This window comes from Vibrio sp. D431a (assembly GCF_030248655.1).
Taxonomy (GTDB): domain Bacteria; phylum Pseudomonadota; class Gammaproteobacteria; order Enterobacterales; family Vibrionaceae; genus Vibrio; species Vibrio alginolyticus.
The window spans coordinates 1-15176 of the sequence record NZ_JAHGAP010000002.1; the positions used below are offsets into that span (position 1 = coordinate 1).

Sequence of the window (15176 nt, forward strand, 5' to 3'; positions counted from 1 at the left end):
TTCGTTTCATTGAAACCTAAATTGTTTCCGAAGAAACTATTTGGATTATCATCAACGAGTGCCCACACAGATTGATAGGTCTATATTGTTAAAGAGCTTGCTTTGTAAGCTTTGCTATCGAAGCGGAGGCGTATTCTAAGGAATTAATTTTCAGTGTCAAACACTTTTTCAAATTAATTTTTATAAGTTTTCTTTCGCCTTCTTGCCAACCGCTTTTGCGTTTCCGCTTTGCCCTGACAACGGAGGCGCATTATAGGGAGATGATTTTTCTTAGCAACCCCTTTTCAGAAAAAAATTCAAAAAAAGCGTCGAATGATTAAATCTCACTCAAACGCTTATTTTTAGCACTCAGTTGTTAACTTCAAGTAGCAAATAGGCAATCAATATGTGTCTATCCAAGACTCTTCAAAGCCTGTGATATCGAGACTCAGTGATTGCGCCGCTTCGATTTGCTCGATAGCCTCTAGTTCTTTATTTACACTGCTCATCGTTAATGTGTTGTTGTCTAGCTCAAACACTTGGCGTTGCGTGGTGTAATAGAACTTAAGCGTAGTGAGCGCTTTTACATCGTCATTGCTCGCGGCTGCTTTAATGCTTTTTAGTTTACGAGAGATTTTGTTGTGCAGTTGCTTGAGTTTCCAAACGTACAGCACTTCTTCCATGTATGGTCGAGTTTTAATGTGATTCAATAAAGAGAGGGAAGTTGCAACTGCGAGAACGACACCAATCAAATTCAAATGGAAATTGCCCGTTGATTGTTCTGGTACGACTTCAGTGTTGCCAAACAAAACAATCAACAAGGTACTAAAGGCAAGAGAGGAGATGGCGAGCAACGCAACAAAACCGCCAATCACAAGGTTTACTTTCTTTTTATAAATGTCTTTATTTATCTGTTTGATTTCCATATACCGCTCCTAACAGGTTACCTCTATTTTAACCAGCGCACTCCGCACGACAATCGAAGCTTTGTAAGTAAGTTCACATTTGCTATTAAACTCGCATCCCTTCCCTGCTTGGGTATATACTTCCGCGCATTCACTCTTCCTATATAGAGGCTAAATTCATGCGCTCTTTTGTTTTACGAGCTCGCGCGGCGCCAACCACCAGCAAAGCACTGTTAGAAGGTGTTGGTAATGAAGCGCATACAGAGATTCTTGCTCATACCATGATGAACACTATGTTCGTTGCTCAATCACACCGTGAAGATGTGGTTGTTCACTTGGTTTTGGAAAGCACAAAAGACTTCTCACGCACCATTACTATTCGCTCCAACGACATCACCAACATTGGCGGCTTCCATGAGTCAACCTTGATTGCAGCAGTGGCTCGCGCTTTGGATGCTTCGGTTGGTATGGGTAAAGAGCAACTTCGTGAAGTCGAACCTGGTATTACCGTTCGTACAGTGAGCTTTGAACGCCTAGTACAAGAGCTGGCAGAAGATCACCAACTATATATGTTGGATAAGAAAGGCGAATTTGTTCGTGATGCAGAAATTGGTGAAAATCCATGTTTCTTGCTAACTGACCATATACCGATGCCGAAAAAGTCTTTTAACAGCTTAAAGCGCCTTGGCACAGAGAAGATCAGCTTAGGTCCTAAGATGCTTTTCGCTTCTCAGTGTGTGGTATTGATCCACAATGAGTTGGACATACGCGAATTCTAGTTATTCGCGCACACGTTGCTAGGTAATGAAAGAGGACTCCATTGAGTCCTCTTTTTTGTTTCTATAGGGATGCTAAGTTTACTTACCACCAATGCTCAAACGAGCAAAACGAACGTCTGGCGAGAAGAAAATTCGGCTATCGTTAATTAACTGAGTATCACCCACTGCCTCAACTTCTTGCAGCATCTTGTAGAAGTTACCCGCTACCGTGATCCCACGAACTGGTTGAACGCGCTCTCCATCACAGCACAAGAAGCCACTCGCACCAAATGAGAAATCACCACTCACTGCATCCGCACCAGAATGGACACCTTGAAGCTCGACTAACTCTAGGTACTCACCCGCTTTTACTTCTGACGCACTGCTGTTGCCTGTCGCAATCACTTTGTGATTCGCTGATACGTCTAGGCTCGATTTTGCACCGCGAGCGGCACTTGCTGTCGAGACTGCGCCCAAGTAACTTGCGGTCTGGCTGTTGTGTAGCAAGGTTTTCAACTCACCATTAGCAATCATGACATTATCTTGAGTAGCGAAGCCTTCACTATCAAAACTCGCGATTGCCATACCATTTGGCATGTAAGCCGTATCAGTAAAGGTAATTAAATCACTCGCAACACGTTGACCAAGCTTGTCACCCAGTGGCGTAATGCCTTTCATCGCGCTTACGCCAGAGAAAGCACTGCCGAAAGCACCGAATAAACTTGCTAGCGCATTGATGTGGAAGATAGCAGGGTAGTTACCCGTCGCAACCGGTGCGCCTTCAAGAAGATCGCGAGCAAGGTTGTAGCCACCCTCGATACAGTAAGCTGGATTCAACTCATCAAAACGGCGACCCAGTGACATTCTACCCGCCATTGACTGTTTGCCGTCTTTTTCAAACAAGGTATACGCGTAACAAGTGAACGAGCGCTCGAAGTGTTGACACAATGTGCCTTGAGTATTGGCAATGATCAGTTGTGTTTCGCCATCGCTGTAACCATTGTAAGGTGCGCTAGAGGCGTGAGGCAGAGCCACTACGCCTTGCTCAAGAGCGAGAGACAGTTCGATTTTTTCGTCAACAGAAGTTGTATCTTCTTGCGCAATCTCAGCAACATCAGTCGCGATTTGACTGTTCACGCAACTAATCGTCTGATGTTCATCTTGCTTGGAAAAGCGAGCGCTTTGCAGTGCGTTGGTCAGCATCAAATCCAAGCTTGGTTGCTCTAACGACTCAGAATAGCTTGTTGCAACACGCGCATCTTTCACAACACGAACACCCAGAACTTGGCTTGAGCTTACTTTGTACTCATCCAGCTTTCCTTGGTTCGCTTTCAAAGAAAAGCTACTGTTACGGTTTACAATGACGTCCGCTTCTGCACCTTGGCGTTTTGCTTCTGATAGGACGTAATCAACCGCATTAAGAAGTTGTTGTTCTTGGCTCATTAGTTACCGCCTCCTACCAGAATGTTATCTACTTTCAGCGTTGGCTGACCGACAGTTGTTGGTACTGAACCACTCACGGAACCACACATGCCCGGCGCAAGCGCCATGTCTTTGCCGACCATGCTGATTTCTTTCAACACTTTTGGACCCGTGCTGATCAGCGTTGCTGTTTTCAGAGGCTTGGTGATTTTGCCATTTTCAATGAGGTAGGCTTCACGAACAGCAAAGTTAAACTCCCCCGTACCCGGTTGAACAGAGCCACCGCCCATCTTCTTCGCATAGATACCACGTTCGATGCCTGCCAGCATGTCATTAAGTGAATGCTCGCCCTCTTCGATAAAGGTGTTACGCATGCGCGAGGTTGGTGCGAACTTGTAGTTTTGACGACGACCAGAACCCGTAGGCTCATAACCTGTCTTCATGCCACCCATTTTATCGACCATGAAGCTGGTTAGCTTACCGTCTTTGATCAGTTGAGTGCGCTGAGTCTTCATACCTTCATCATCAATGTGAATCGAGCCCCATTCGTTGGTCATGGTGCCATCATCGACTGCATTCACTGCGGTGTGAGCAACCATTTCGCCCATCTTGTCGTGGAAGACTGATGCTTTCTTCGCAACTGAAGTGGTTTCTAGCAAGTGACCACATGCTTCATGGAAGATAACGCCGCCAAAGCCGTTACCAATCACCACCGGCATTTCACCCGATGGACAAGCATCCGCGCCAAGTTTTACTAACGCTTGCTGCGCGATAGTTTGACCTAGCTCTTTGGCATCAAGCTGTTCACTGAATTCCCAACCAGCAAGAGCGCCAGGACCTTCCATACCAGAAGACTGCTCATTACCTTTTTGCGCGACAGTGTTACCAGCAACACGAATGTAGTGGCGAGTATCGTCAACGTGTAGACCTTCTGAGTTGAAGATAGACACTTGTTGCTCGCGCTGAAGAACGCTGCCAATAAACTGGCTGATATGCTCACTCTCAGCACGTGCGGCTTGGTCAACTTTCAATAGAAACGCGATTTTTGAATCTAGGTTAGCATCCTTACTTAGCGACATGCGGCAACCATGTTGGATTGGGTAGCGGTTCAAATTCAAAGAACCCGCTGACGCGATTTGCTCACGCTTGTCTTTTGCAGCAAGCAGCGAGGTTACGCGCTTTAGTTCGGCTTCATCTGTGCTGTTGGTGTAACCGTAAAGCACCTTATGACCGAAAAAAAGACGAATACCGATACCAAAATCGATACCCGAGTTAACCTTATCCACTTCACCAGATGCGATCTGGACAGTGTTGGTTTGGTGATGTTCAACGAATAGTTCAGCGAAATCAGCCCCCAAAAAGAGTGCATGATCGATCACTGACTTCGCTGTTACAGAATTAAGCATGAAGTCTCCTTGCTCGATGATCGTCTTAGCCTTCCTAATTAACTGTGAAAAAGTTCAACAAAGTTAAATTGGCAACACGTTAAATTTTAACAGTTTTTTAACCTTGTTTTGTGCTAATCCTTGCTTAACGAGACCACGATTATTTATTAAATATTCCAGGTTCTGCTCATTCACCAGAGCGTTGCACTAGTAAATTCCACCCAGCAAACCATTTAGGTGCTTACTTTATCACTCACCTCGCATAATTGAATACTCATTATAATTACGCTCAAAAAACGTATCCCTTCCGCAATGGTCCTGCTATCATCCGAACGAAATAGTCGGGGGGCCACACGACAAGTGTTGGCTGAGATCGAAATTCGAGACCCGTTGAACCTGATTCAGTTAGCACTGACGTAGGGAACTATGCACACTTTGCCTTTCGTCGCCCCTCTTAGGTAAGCGATAGCGATCGAAAAATCGATCTATCTGCAACGGTCAAAGTCAGTTCCTATACGTCTTGTAGTAGGAGCGACCATGACGCAGCAATCACAACCTCATTCACATCACACGCCAGCCTTGCCTACCCCTATCGTATTGACCATCGCGGGCTCAGACAGTGGTGGCGGTGCAGGTATTCAAGCCGACATCAAAGCGATGTCCGCAACCGGCAGTTTTGCTTGCTCGGTAATCACGGCGATTACTTCGCAAAATACCCAAGGCGTTTCTGCGATTTTCCCCATTCCTCTCGACCATGTAGAGAGCCAACTTGATGCAGTATTTACCGACCTCAACATCGTTGCAGTCAAAGTGGGCATGCTGGCAGATTCCAACATCATCAAAGTCGTTGCAGACAAAATTAAACAATACCAGCCAAAACACCTCGTGATTGACCCTGTGATGGTGGCCACCAGCGGCGATCTATTACTGGAACAGTCGGCAATCAGCACTTTAAAAGAAGAATTGATTCCGCTCGCAGACATCATTACCCCTAACCTACCCGAAGGCGCAGCATTGACGGGTAAGCCAATGCCTCAATCAGAATCTGAAATGAACGATATGATTACCGACCTTCGTGCGCTTGGCGCCAAAGCTATTCTGCTCAAAGGCGGTCACCTTGAAGAAAATGAAAACAGCAACGATCTGCTTATCATGCAAGACAGTGCCGAGTTAATTAGCGCCAAGCGATTTCCAACCAAAAACACTCATGGCACAGGCTGTACACTTTCTTCCGCCATTGCGTCTTATCTTGGCCAAGGCAACAATCTGCACAAAGCGGTGCACCTTGGTAAGCAGTACATCAGCCAAGCTATCGCGCACGCTGATGAACTGGATGTCGGTAAAGGTCACGGCCCTGTGAACCACTTTTTTGCGGGTCATACTTATGTTCGCTAACGCGATTGGCATTCAGCTTTCCGATGCTAGCCTGCGATACAAAGATAGCCAAACACCGACTTTAGCAGGAATGAACATGACCATTCCCGTCGGTAAATGGACGGTATTACTCGGACGAAGTGGCTGCGGGAAAACCACAATATTGCGTTACTTAGCTGGCCTACTGGATGACCAAGTTGACTGGCATGGCGAACTCATCACAACGGATGGCGCTGCACTGCATGACCGTATCGCTTACATGGCTCAGCAGGATTTATTGCTACCGTGGTTGAATGTGTTAGACAACGTCTGCCTCAGTTCTCGATTTTCTCAAGAGCAAGCACCAGAGCAAAATAGACAACGTGCACTGGCTTTACTAAACCAAGTAAAACTCGCCGATTACGCGGATGCTAAGCCAACTCAGCTCTCTGGCGGCATGAGACAACGTGTTGCCCTTGCTCGCACTCTGATGCAAGACAAGCCTCTGGTTCTGATGGATGAGCCTTTCTCTGCGTTGGACGCGGTTACTCGCCATAAGTTGCAGACCTTGTCTGCCGAATTACTGAAAGATAAGACCGTTGTTCTTATTACCCACGACCCACAAGAAGCGGTGCGATTAGCTCACCAACTCTATGTACTGCAAGGTACGCCTGCGCAAGCTCAGCACTTGGTTGTTCCGGATTCCAAGCCACCACGAGTTCTCGATGGAGAGTGCGCCGCGCTTCAACAAGCGATTTTGGATCAATTGGAGAAAGACTATGAGTGATATGACTCAGTACAACTCCGTTTCGGCACGTATTGGTAAAAAAGAACGCGTGACCCATCAAGCTCTGCGCTTGGTAATCAGCACTGCGGTGATCTTGGGATTGTGGCAGTTGGTTGTGGTGGTATTCGACATGCCAGGCTTCATCTTACCTTCACCAATTGAAGTGCTGGATAGATTGGTCACTCGTTACGATATCCTGCTCAAACATACTTGGGTTACTGCGCAAGAGATCTTACTTGGCTTGGCGCTTGGATTATCGATGGGTTTGCTGTTCGCATTGCAAATGCTGATGTTTGAGCCGCTGAAGCGTTGGTTACTGCCTATTCTGATTGCTAGCCAAGCGATCCCTGTGTTCGCCATCGCGCCAGTGCTCATGCTTTGGCTGGGTTACGGTATTGCATCGAAAGTCGTCATGGCAGCGATCATCATCTTTTTCCCCGTCACGACATGTTGCTATGACGGCTTACGCAATACACCAACAGGTTACCTCGATCTTGCCAAGACCATGGGCGCGTCTAAATGGCAGTTACTTCGTCATATTCAATTGCCAGCCGCACTACCAACTTTAGCTTCAGGTATTCGTGTTGCCGTCGTTATCGCGCCAATTGGAGCAGTGGTCGGTGAGTGGGTAGGTTCAAGTGAAGGCTTGGGTTATCTGATGCTCCAAGCTAACGCTCGCATGATCATTGATGAGATGTTTGCGGCGCTGTTTATCCTCGCCGTGCTGTCTATCTCACTCTACTTCATCACCGATAAATTATTGAAAAAAGCCATCCCTTGGGAAAGCAAATAATTACAGAAAATAACCAAAGAAAATTGGGAAAGAAAAGGAAGAACCCCGTGAATAAAAACAAACTTATGAGCGCTGCTGCTCTACTCGCTTCAGTGGTATCAACCAACGTGCTTGCCGCTGAAAAAGAGATGACACTGATGTTGGATTGGTTCGTCAATCCAAACCATGGTCCTATCGTGATTGCCAAAGAGCGCGGTTACTTCAAAGAACAAGGTTTGAAGGTCAACATTCAAGAGCCTGCAGATCCAAGTACGCCACCTAAGTTGGTCGCTGCTGGCAAGGTCGACATGGCGATTTCTTACCAACCGAGCCTAACTATCGATGTCGCGGCGGGTTTGCCATTAATCCGCTCTGCGACTTTGATTGCTACGCCACTCAACACACTGATGGTGTTGGACAACGGTAAGAATGAAAACCTTGGCGACTTGAAAGGAAAGAAGATCGGTATTGCGATCGCAGGCAACGAAGAAGCAACAATCGGCACCATGCTAGCTCAAGAGAACGTGAAGTTTTCTGACGTACAAATCATCAACGTAGGTTGGGCGCTGTCTTCGTCTCTTGCGTCTGGCAAGGTGGATGCGATTTGGGGCGGTCTACGTAACTTCGAAACCAACCAACTGGCACTAGAAGGTTATAAAGCTAAGGCCTTCTTCCCTGAAGAACACGGCGTGCCAGCGTATGACGAGTTAGTCTTCGTAGCCAATGCAAAAACCTACGACAAAGAAGCCATCAAAGCATTCAACAAAGCACTAGAGCAAGCGACCACTTACATCGTTAACCATCCAAAAGAATCTTGGAAAGAGTTTGTGGCTTATTCACCGGACACCCTCAACAACGAGCTTAACCAACGCGCTTGGAACGACACGCTAACTCGTTTCGCTCTTCGTCCATCTGCAGTAGATCTAAAACGCTACGATGATTATGCGCAGTTCATGTATTCACAAAAAATCATCGAAACACTGCCAAAAGCGAAAGATTACGTACCGAGCTTTGACTAATTCTACTGACCTTAGGCTCTAAGCCTAGGGTCTTCTGATAACGAGATACCCATAATGAAATACCAAGATTTGATCGACGCTTGCCACCAAGATTGGCAAGAATACACTGAGCATGCTTTCGTGCAGCAATTGGCGCAAGGCACTCTGGCTCAGCCTTGTTTTCTGCACTACCTAAAGCAGGATTTTCTTTTCCTAAAGCAGTACGCACGAGCTTACGCATTAGCGATCTACAAAGCACGTACTTTGGATGACATGCGCCGTGCCCTACCAAGCGTACATGCATTGCTAGATTCTGAAATCGCCCACCACGTGACTTACTGTGAGCAATGGGGACTGACAGAATCCGACTTAGAAAACGAGCCAGAAGATTTCGGTACGGTAGCTTATACCCGTTACGTGTTGGATGCTGGCATGACGGGCGATCTTGTTGATCTATACGCGGCACTGGCGCCATGCTCTATCGGTTATGCCGTTATCGGTAAGATGCTGATTGAAGATGAAAAGACAGTAATCGAAGGCAACCCATACGCAAGTTGGATCAACCTCTACGGTGGTGAAGAGTTCCAATCTGGTGTCGCAAAAGGTGCTGAACACTTTAACCAGTTATTGGCGGAAATCGATATAAACAGCCAACGCGGTCAAAACCTGATTCAGGTATTCAAAACCGCAACGCGTATGGAAGTGGCATTCTGGCAACAAGGTCTGAACGCTCAGTAAGATTAATCGGAGAGTCTCATGTTAATTGAACAAATCACCCAAGCATTAACCGCAGTACGCCAGCAAAAGCCGTTAGTCGTCAACATCACTAACTACGTGGTGATGAATAACACAGCAAACGCACTATTGGCTATCGGCGCTTCTCCAATCATGGCGCACTCCAAGCAGGAAATGGCAGAGATGATGTCGTTCGCGGGCTCACTGGTTATCAACATTGGTACCTTAGACAGCGTTTGGACACCTCGTATGAGCTATGCCGTAGAGCAAGCCAATGCCAATGGTAAAATCGTTATACTCGACCCAGTCGGTTGCGGAGCAAGCTCACTACGTACAGAGACATCACGTGAAATCGCACGCCTTGCAAACAAGTTAATCATTCGTGGTAATGCGTCCGAAAGCATTGCTCTCGCTGGTGAGCAAGCACAAAGCAAAGGTGTAGATGCACTCGACAGTAGTGATGCAGCCCTTGGGGCGGCTCACTTCTTAGTTGAAGAATACGGAGCGAGCGTGGTGATCTCCGGCGAAACTGATTACATCGTGACAAAAGAGCAAACCGTCCAGCTGAATAATGGTCACGAGATGATGCCTTACGTAACGGGCATGGGCTGCACACTAACGGCACTGACTGGCGCTTTCGCAGCAATCGGCGACGAAACGGGCCTTGCTGCGGCAGCGGTGCTTGGCGTTGTGGGTGAAATTGCGGCTGAGCAAGCGCGAGGGCCAGGTAGCTTGCAAATGCATCTTTTGGATGAGCTTTACCAACTGGATGAAGAAACACTGGCAACACGCCTTAAATTACAAGTGAGATAAATCGCTTCTCAATGCTTTAAACGCCTCTCACTCCAACGAAAGTGGGAGGCGAAAGGAAACACAATGAACGCCTATCGTTTGTATTTGGTCACCGACGACCAACAAGATTTAGCCACACTAAAACGTGTCGTGAGAAAAGCCGTGGAAGGTGGCGTGACCATGGTACAAGTCCGCGAAAAACACGGCGATGTGCGTGCGTTTATCGAACGTGCTCAAGCCGTCAAAGACATCCTTAAAGATACCGATGTTCCTTTGATCATCAATGACCGCGTAGATGTCGCACTGGCTGTCGATGCTGATGGGGTTCACCTCGGGCAATCAGACATGCCCGCAACTATCGCTCGTGAGTTGATTGGACCAAACAAAATCCTCGGCTTATCCATCGAAAATGAAGAGCAGCTTGCAGAAGCGGACTCTCTGCCGATTGATTACATCGGTTTGAGCGCGATCTTCGCGACGCCAACCAAAACCAACACCAAAAAACATTGGGGTATTGATGGTTTGAAGATGGCGCTGAACACCACGCCCTTACCAATCGTCGCGATTGGTGGCATCAACGAAACCAACATTCCTGCCCTGAGTGCGACAGGTGTGCATGGTTTGGCTTTGGTTTCTGCCATTTGTCATGCAGAAAACCCAACCAAAGCAGCAGAGTACTTACTTTCTCTGATGGATTAAGGCCCCAACGCTTAAGGATGAGCGCCTTTACCCTCCGGATAAATGTCATCAATTCATCACTCAACCTTCATTCTCTCGTCAAATTGACAGAGCGTTGATAAGTTTTTCACGCCAGATAACGTAAGATAAGCCCCTTATTTTCACGTGGTTGAATAACCCTCAATAAAAACAAAACGCTCTCAATGAAAACCAAAAAATATGGATTGATGATGCTCGCCTTGTTTGTTCTTGGCATCATCCCAATGTCGCTGTTTGGCTCTTATCACAATCTCACTTCACAGGTGCCTGAAAGTCTGGGTATTACTTTTACTTTGCTCACAGATTCTGCTGGTAGCAAAGGTTTTTTAATTACGTTAACACTGCTACTGCTTTCTTTATTTCGCTTTAAACCAAGTCGCATTGAGTGGATACAAAAACTCTCAATGTTAGGGTTGTTACTGGTGATTGGTTTTGCCAGCAAAACGGGGCTAAAACTGATGACAGAAAGCCCGCGTCCCTACGCCGAACTGCTTGCTGCAGAGCAATTGATTGAGCACCCAGAAGCGTTTTATCAGTTGGATACAAAGCAGCAAGCCAACGTAATTAACCAGATTTCTGAACACGTCAGTGATTGGCGAACGCGCCATTGGCAAGGCGAGAAAGACTATTCTTTCCCATCCGGCCATACGATTTTCGTTTCGATTTGTTTGGCTTTCTTTGGTGGTTTGTTCTTACAGAACAAGTGCTATATCTCTGCACTGTCATTGTGGATGTGGGGAATGAGCGTCGCATATAGCCGCTTATGGCTGGGCATGCATCGCCCTGAAGATTTAATAGGCTCGGTCTTGTTTGTCGCGATTGTATTTACTTTACTCCCGACATTTCAGATTAAGAAACAGATGCCGTTTGTTTCTCTCGCTTCGCGCTAATGTGAACGATGACTAGATAAAAAGAAGCCAGCGATTCGCTGGCTTCTTGCTTTCAATCGCTACTTTTTTCTAGCCATTTCTTGGTGGTTCAAACGCTGTTAGTTCTAATTCTGGGCCAGTGTATTTTTCAATACGAACCAGTGCCGAGTTCGCCGCACAGCCGTTTGCAAGTCGAGAGGTCGGAATATCCAACGTTAACACGTTACAACCGCCGTTCTTACAAATGCCGGTTTTAGGATCCAAATCCGGCCAACCGCCTTCATGAATACACACTGAACCTTGCTTGATTCGGTCAGTCACTTCTGCACCAACCAATACTTGGCCACGGTTGTTAAACGCACGAACTAGATCGCCCGTTTTAATACCACGCGCTTTCGCATCTTCAGGGTGAATCCAAATAGGTTCACGGTTTGCAATTGCGTACTCTTCGCGAATCTTCGCGTAGTTGAATTGGCTGTGTAGACGATGCGCTGCGTGCGCGGTCATTAGCTGCAACTCGCCATCTTTCGCAGTACCCGTGTACTCGGTTGGTGCCATCCACGTTGGATGTGGAGGACAGTCTTCCAACTGATAGCCTTCAATGGTTTTCGAGAAGATTTCGATCTTACCACTTGGTGTACCGAGTGGATTCATGATCGGGTCTTCACGGAAATCTGCGTAACGAACAAACTGTGCGTTCTTCTCGTTCCACTTCATCTCGATCAGTTGGTTATCTTCCCAGAACTTGCTGAAGTTCGGCATTGCTACGCGAGAGCCACGGCCACCTTGTTGCGCCGCCTTGTAGAAGCCGTACAGCCATTCCATTTCGGTTTTGCCTTCGGTGTATACGTCACGGCCACCCGGAGCTAGCATCTCTGCCATGTCCGCGAATACATCGAAGTCATTACGCGCTTCACCTTGCGGCTCAACCACTTGCTTCATTGGCACCAAGTGTTGGTTACTGTAGTCACCCGTCATCGTTAAGTCGTTACGCTCGAACGATGTGGTGATTGGCAGAACAATGTCCGCGTGCTTCGCAGCCGCCGTCCAGTAAGGCTCTGAAATCACGATCAGCTCAGGCTTTTGCCACGCTTTGATCAGACGGTTGGTGTCTTGGTGGTGAGTAAAGTTCGCACCACCTGCCCACCAAATCATCTTGATGTCCGGGAACGTCAGTTCATGACCGTTATGATGGTAGGATTGACCTGGGTTTTCCAACGCCTCGACAATACGCGCCACAGGGAAGCTTTGCACCGCGCCAGACACCGCCCAGTCGTTCCCCGCAGAAGAGCCGCCACCCAGCGATGCCGAAATCGCAGGAAGTACGCCAGCATCACGAGCAGGGTTACCACCGTTTGAGTAGTGATAAGAGAAACCAAAACCACCGCCCGGTAAACCGATTTGACCCAACATCGTTGCCAGTGTAACCAGCATCCAGTGACGCTGCTCACCGTATTGTTGGCGCTGCATGCCCCAACCCGCCATCAGCATGGTGCGGTTTTTACTGAAGATGTCAGCCAGTAGCTCAAGTTGCTTCGCAGGTACGCCACAGATTTGTGATGCCCATTCTGCTGATTTTTCTACGCCGTCTTCTTCGCCCATCAGGTACGCTTCAAACTTGTCGTAACCTGCGGTGTATTTATCGAGGAAGGCTTTATCGTGCTTACCTTGTTTCACCAAGGTGTGTGCGATACCCATCATCATTGCCACGTCGGTCATTGGGTGAGGAGCAATCCACTCCGCATTCTCGCCAAAGAATTCAATGGTTTCAGAACGAATAGGGTCAATCGCAATAACCGTCTTGCCTGATTTTTTCAATTGATGGAAGAATTCAAGACCAGCACAGTCTGTTGAGCTCCACGCGATTTTTAGAGTGTTGATCGGGTTTAAGCCCCAAAGCACAACCACATCGCTGTACTCTAGTACCACTGGGTACGTGGTTTGCTGCTCGTATACTTCGATAGAGCCCACAACGTGCGGCATGATGACCTGCGCAGCACCCGTTGAGTAGTCACCCAAGTGGCCTGAATAGCCACCCGCCATGCTCATGTAACGTTGCAGTAAGGTTTGTGCTTTGTGCAGCACGCCACTTGAACGCCAGCCGTAAGAACCAGCAAACACAGAAGCCGGGCCATATTCTTTACGAATGCGCATGTGCTGCTCGTGTATCAGCTTGTAAGCTTCATCCCAAGACACCCGTACAAATTCATCGCTGCCACGAACTCCTTCGGGAGCTGATGGGTTTGCCAAGTAACCTTTGCGAACCATTGGGTACTTAACACGCGCTTTAGTGTGCACTTGGTCAGGACCGGTGCTTTGTAGGCTGTTTGGTACCGTTTGTGGCAATGCGTTCGTGGTTGAAACCAGCTTACCGTCTTGCACTTCACACAGCATTGGGCCCATGCGGCCCGCTGTCAAAATGCCCTTGCCACGCTGGTTTGAAGACGCAACAGACATAGGTGCAAATGAAGTGAATGCCATTGCACCAGCCGCCATACCAGTGCCTTTTAGAAATCCGCGACGGGTCATATTAGTCATAATCTTATCCTTCTATTTATCGTTAGTGACCAACCACATCTTTCGCGTGGTGCTGGAAGAACTTGGTTAGAATTTCTAGGTTCTCGGCTGAAATATCAGTTCGATCACCCATACTTTTCGCTACCGGTCCCCATGCATTCACTGTGAAGTGATTTGAAGGAATTTTCGCGTGACAAGTTGCACAGTAAACGTTGTCCAACTCTTCTGCGTATGACCATACTGGTTCAAGCGTGTCAACAACTGGAGAATCAATAGCGCCAGTTAGAGAAACCGCGCGCCATTCGTTGCCGTAAACATCTGCCTCAAATTCACCAGTTTCAAGCGCTTGTTGGCCTTGCTCTGTTAGCGTTGCTACGATGGCACGTTGACCTTCTCCCATGTAAAGCACTTGCTCTGCGCCTTTCATTTGGAATGCGTTCAACTTAACAGTGCGGTTGTCGCCTTCAGAGCTGATTACTTCCAACTTCGTCGTTGGGTTAATTTTACCCATCTCACCCATTGCGATTTCAGTCACAGGGTAAACGACTTTGGCACCAGGTGATGTTTTTGTGGTGAAGCTCATCAACGTTTCAAATGCCTTGCTGTCTAGCTCTGCTTCTGGTGCAAAGTGCGCCACACCTTTATGACAATCGATACACGTTTGATCGTTTGCTTTCGCGTAAGCGTGCATCTTCGCCGCATCACGTGATTGCTCAAACTCTTCCATTGCATCGAAATCATGACACGAACGACACGTCGCTGAATCATTTTCACGGAACTGAGCCCATACCGTTTCAGCCATATCTTTACGATGTGCTTCATATTTCTCTGGCGTGTCGATCTTACCTGTCACAAATTCATGGTAGATATCTTTCGACGCGCGAATTTTGGTGATCAGGTAATCCATTGGTTCTTGAGGAATATGACAGTCAGAACATTCCGCGCGAATGCCTTTCGCATTACTGAAGTGCACTGAGCCTTGGTACTCTTTGTAAGGGGTTTCCATAGAGTGGCACGAGAGACAAAATTCAGTATCTGAGGTGTAATGCATTACTACCGCACTCCCCCCCAAAGTTAACCAGCCCACACCAATGCCGGCAGCAACCAGCAGGGCAACATATCGTTTTTTTATTGACATAATTAGCAACACTTCCAAATAAAATGTAATTATAGGTCGCAAGTTACTA

13 protein-coding genes, 1 pseudogene and 1 riboswitch are annotated in these 15176 nt (G+C 47.4%); of the genes and pseudogenes, 9 read left to right on the forward strand and 5 right to left on the reverse strand.

What is annotated here, in order from left to right; all coding sequences use genetic code 11:
• Positions 1 to 380: 380 nt before the first annotated feature.
• Positions 381 to 905, reverse strand: a complete 525-nt coding sequence (locus tag KJB35_RS02250) for a DUF3087 domain-containing protein (RefSeq protein WP_285358850.1) — start codon at positions 903 to 905, stop codon at positions 381 to 383.
• Positions 906 to 1063: 158 nt separating this feature from the next.
• On the opposite strand from KJB35_RS02250, the gene trmY reads away from it, so the two are divergent.
• Positions 1064 to 1663: a tRNA (pseudouridine(54)-N(1))-methyltransferase TrmY gene (trmY, locus tag KJB35_RS02255; RefSeq protein WP_017634347.1), complete on the forward strand. Its 600-nt coding sequence runs from the start codon at positions 1064 to 1066 to the stop codon at positions 1661 to 1663.
• Between the two features lie 78 nt (positions 1664 to 1741).
• Here the strand turns inward: trmY and KJB35_RS02260 are convergent, their stop codons facing one another.
• Both KJB35_RS02260 and KJB35_RS02265 read right to left on the reverse strand, forming a co-directional pair.
• A complete protein-coding gene (locus KJB35_RS02260; RefSeq protein WP_285469250.1) occupies positions 1742 to 3085 on the reverse strand; it encodes a TldD/PmbA family protein in 1344 nt (447 codons plus the stop codon).
• Entirely contained in the window at positions 3085 to 4470 is a 1386-nt protein-coding gene (locus KJB35_RS02265) for a TldD/PmbA family protein (protein ID WP_054575238.1), read from the reverse strand. Before KJB35_RS02265 ends, KJB35_RS02260 begins: the two co-directional genes overlap by 1 nt.
• A gap of 311 nt (positions 4471 to 4781) precedes the next feature.
• A riboswitch (TPP riboswitch) is annotated at positions 4782 to 4889 on the forward strand.
• Positions 4890 to 4986: 97 nt separating this feature from the next.
• Here KJB35_RS02265 and thiD point away from each other — a divergent pair.
• From thiD to KJB35_RS02305, 8 genes and pseudogenes are all read left to right on the forward strand, one after another.
• Positions 4987 to 5844 (forward strand): bifunctional hydroxymethylpyrimidine kinase/phosphomethylpyrimidine kinase, encoded by an 858-nt coding sequence (gene thiD, locus KJB35_RS02270; protein WP_005383329.1) that lies wholly within the window; start codon positions 4987 to 4989, stop codon positions 5842 to 5844.
• Positions 5834 to 6589 carry an ABC transporter ATP-binding protein gene (locus tag KJB35_RS02275; RefSeq protein ID WP_054575239.1) on the forward strand — a complete coding sequence of 252 codons (756 nt, stop codon included), beginning with the start codon at positions 5834 to 5836 and terminating at the stop codon, positions 6587 to 6589. Before thiD ends, KJB35_RS02275 begins: the two co-directional genes overlap by 11 nt.
• A gap of 67 nt (positions 6590 to 6656) precedes the next feature.
• Positions 6657 to 7382 (forward strand): annotated as a pseudogene (locus KJB35_RS02280) (ABC transporter permease); the annotation flags it as partial.
• Between the two features lie 47 nt (positions 7383 to 7429).
• Positions 7430 to 8380, forward strand: a complete 951-nt coding sequence (locus KJB35_RS02285; RefSeq protein ID WP_102778546.1) for an ABC transporter substrate-binding protein — start codon at positions 7430 to 7432, stop codon at positions 8378 to 8380.
• A gap of 54 nt (positions 8381 to 8434) precedes the next feature.
• A complete protein-coding gene (tenA, locus tag KJB35_RS02290) occupies positions 8435 to 9097 on the forward strand; it encodes a thiaminase II (RefSeq protein ID WP_045414963.1) in 663 nt (220 codons plus the stop codon).
• An 18-nt stretch (positions 9098 to 9115) separates the two neighbouring features.
• A complete protein-coding gene (gene thiM / locus KJB35_RS02295) occupies positions 9116 to 9907 on the forward strand; it encodes a hydroxyethylthiazole kinase (RefSeq protein WP_054575243.1) in 792 nt (263 codons plus the stop codon).
• Positions 9908 to 9970: 63 nt separating this feature from the next.
• On the forward strand, positions 9971 to 10585 hold the full coding sequence (thiE, locus tag KJB35_RS02300; protein WP_054575244.1) for a thiamine phosphate synthase: 615 nt from the start codon (positions 9971 to 9973) through the stop codon (positions 10583 to 10585).
• A 182-nt stretch (positions 10586 to 10767) separates the two neighbouring features.
• Positions 10768 to 11493, forward strand: a complete 726-nt coding sequence (locus tag KJB35_RS02305) for a phosphatase PAP2 family protein (protein ID WP_025768774.1) — start codon at positions 10768 to 10770, stop codon at positions 11491 to 11493.
• 69 nt (positions 11494 to 11562) lie between these two features.
• Here KJB35_RS02305 and KJB35_RS02310 read toward each other — a convergent pair whose 3' ends face one another.
• Positions 11563 to 14010 (reverse strand): trimethylamine-N-oxide reductase 2, encoded by a 2448-nt coding sequence (locus KJB35_RS02310; RefSeq protein ID WP_054575245.1) that lies wholly within the window; start codon positions 14008 to 14010, stop codon positions 11563 to 11565.
• 22 nt (positions 14011 to 14032) lie between these two features.
• Entirely contained in the window at positions 14033 to 15127 is a 1095-nt protein-coding gene (locus KJB35_RS02315) for a NapC/NirT family cytochrome c (protein WP_053304006.1), read from the reverse strand.
• Between the last annotated feature and the right edge of the window lie 49 nt (positions 15128 to 15176).

What these genes read in the sequence shown, in the direction of transcription:
- trmY (WP_017634347.1), top strand. Translation starts at nt 1,064, where the DNA reads ATGCGCTCTTTTGTTTTACGAGCTCGCGCGGCGCCAACCACCAGCAAA.
- KJB35_RS02305 (WP_025768774.1), top strand. Translation starts at nt 10,768, where the DNA reads ATGAAAACCAAAAAATATGGATTGATGATGCTCGCCTTGTTTGTTCTT.
- KJB35_RS02265 (WP_054575238.1), bottom strand. Translation starts at nt 4,470, where the DNA reads ATGCTTAATTCTGTAACAGCGAAGTCAGTGATCGATCATGCACTCTTT.
- tenA (WP_045414963.1), top strand. Translation starts at nt 8,435, where the DNA reads ATGAAATACCAAGATTTGATCGACGCTTGCCACCAAGATTGGCAAGAA.
- thiM (WP_054575243.1), top strand. Translation starts at nt 9,116, where the DNA reads ATGTTAATTGAACAAATCACCCAAGCATTAACCGCAGTACGCCAGCAA.
- KJB35_RS02315 (WP_053304006.1), bottom strand. Translation starts at nt 15,127, where the DNA reads ATGTCAATAAAAAAACGATATGTTGCCCTGCTGGTTGCTGCCGGCATT.
- KJB35_RS02260 (WP_285469250.1), bottom strand. Translation starts at nt 3,085, where the DNA reads ATGAGCCAAGAACAACAACTTCTTAATGCGGTTGATTACGTCCTATCA.
- thiD (WP_005383329.1), top strand. Translation starts at nt 4,987, where the DNA reads ATGACGCAGCAATCACAACCTCATTCACATCACACGCCAGCCTTGCCT.
- KJB35_RS02250 (WP_285358850.1), bottom strand. Translation starts at nt 905, where the DNA reads ATGGAAATCAAACAGATAAATAAAGACATTTATAAAAAGAAAGTAAAC.
- thiE (WP_054575244.1), top strand. Translation starts at nt 9,971, where the DNA reads ATGAACGCCTATCGTTTGTATTTGGTCACCGACGACCAACAAGATTTA.
- KJB35_RS02275 (WP_054575239.1), top strand. Translation starts at nt 5,834, where the DNA reads ATGTTCGCTAACGCGATTGGCATTCAGCTTTCCGATGCTAGCCTGCGA.
- KJB35_RS02310 (WP_054575245.1), bottom strand. Translation starts at nt 14,010, where the DNA reads ATGACTAATATGACCCGTCGCGGATTTCTAAAAGGCACTGGTATGGCG.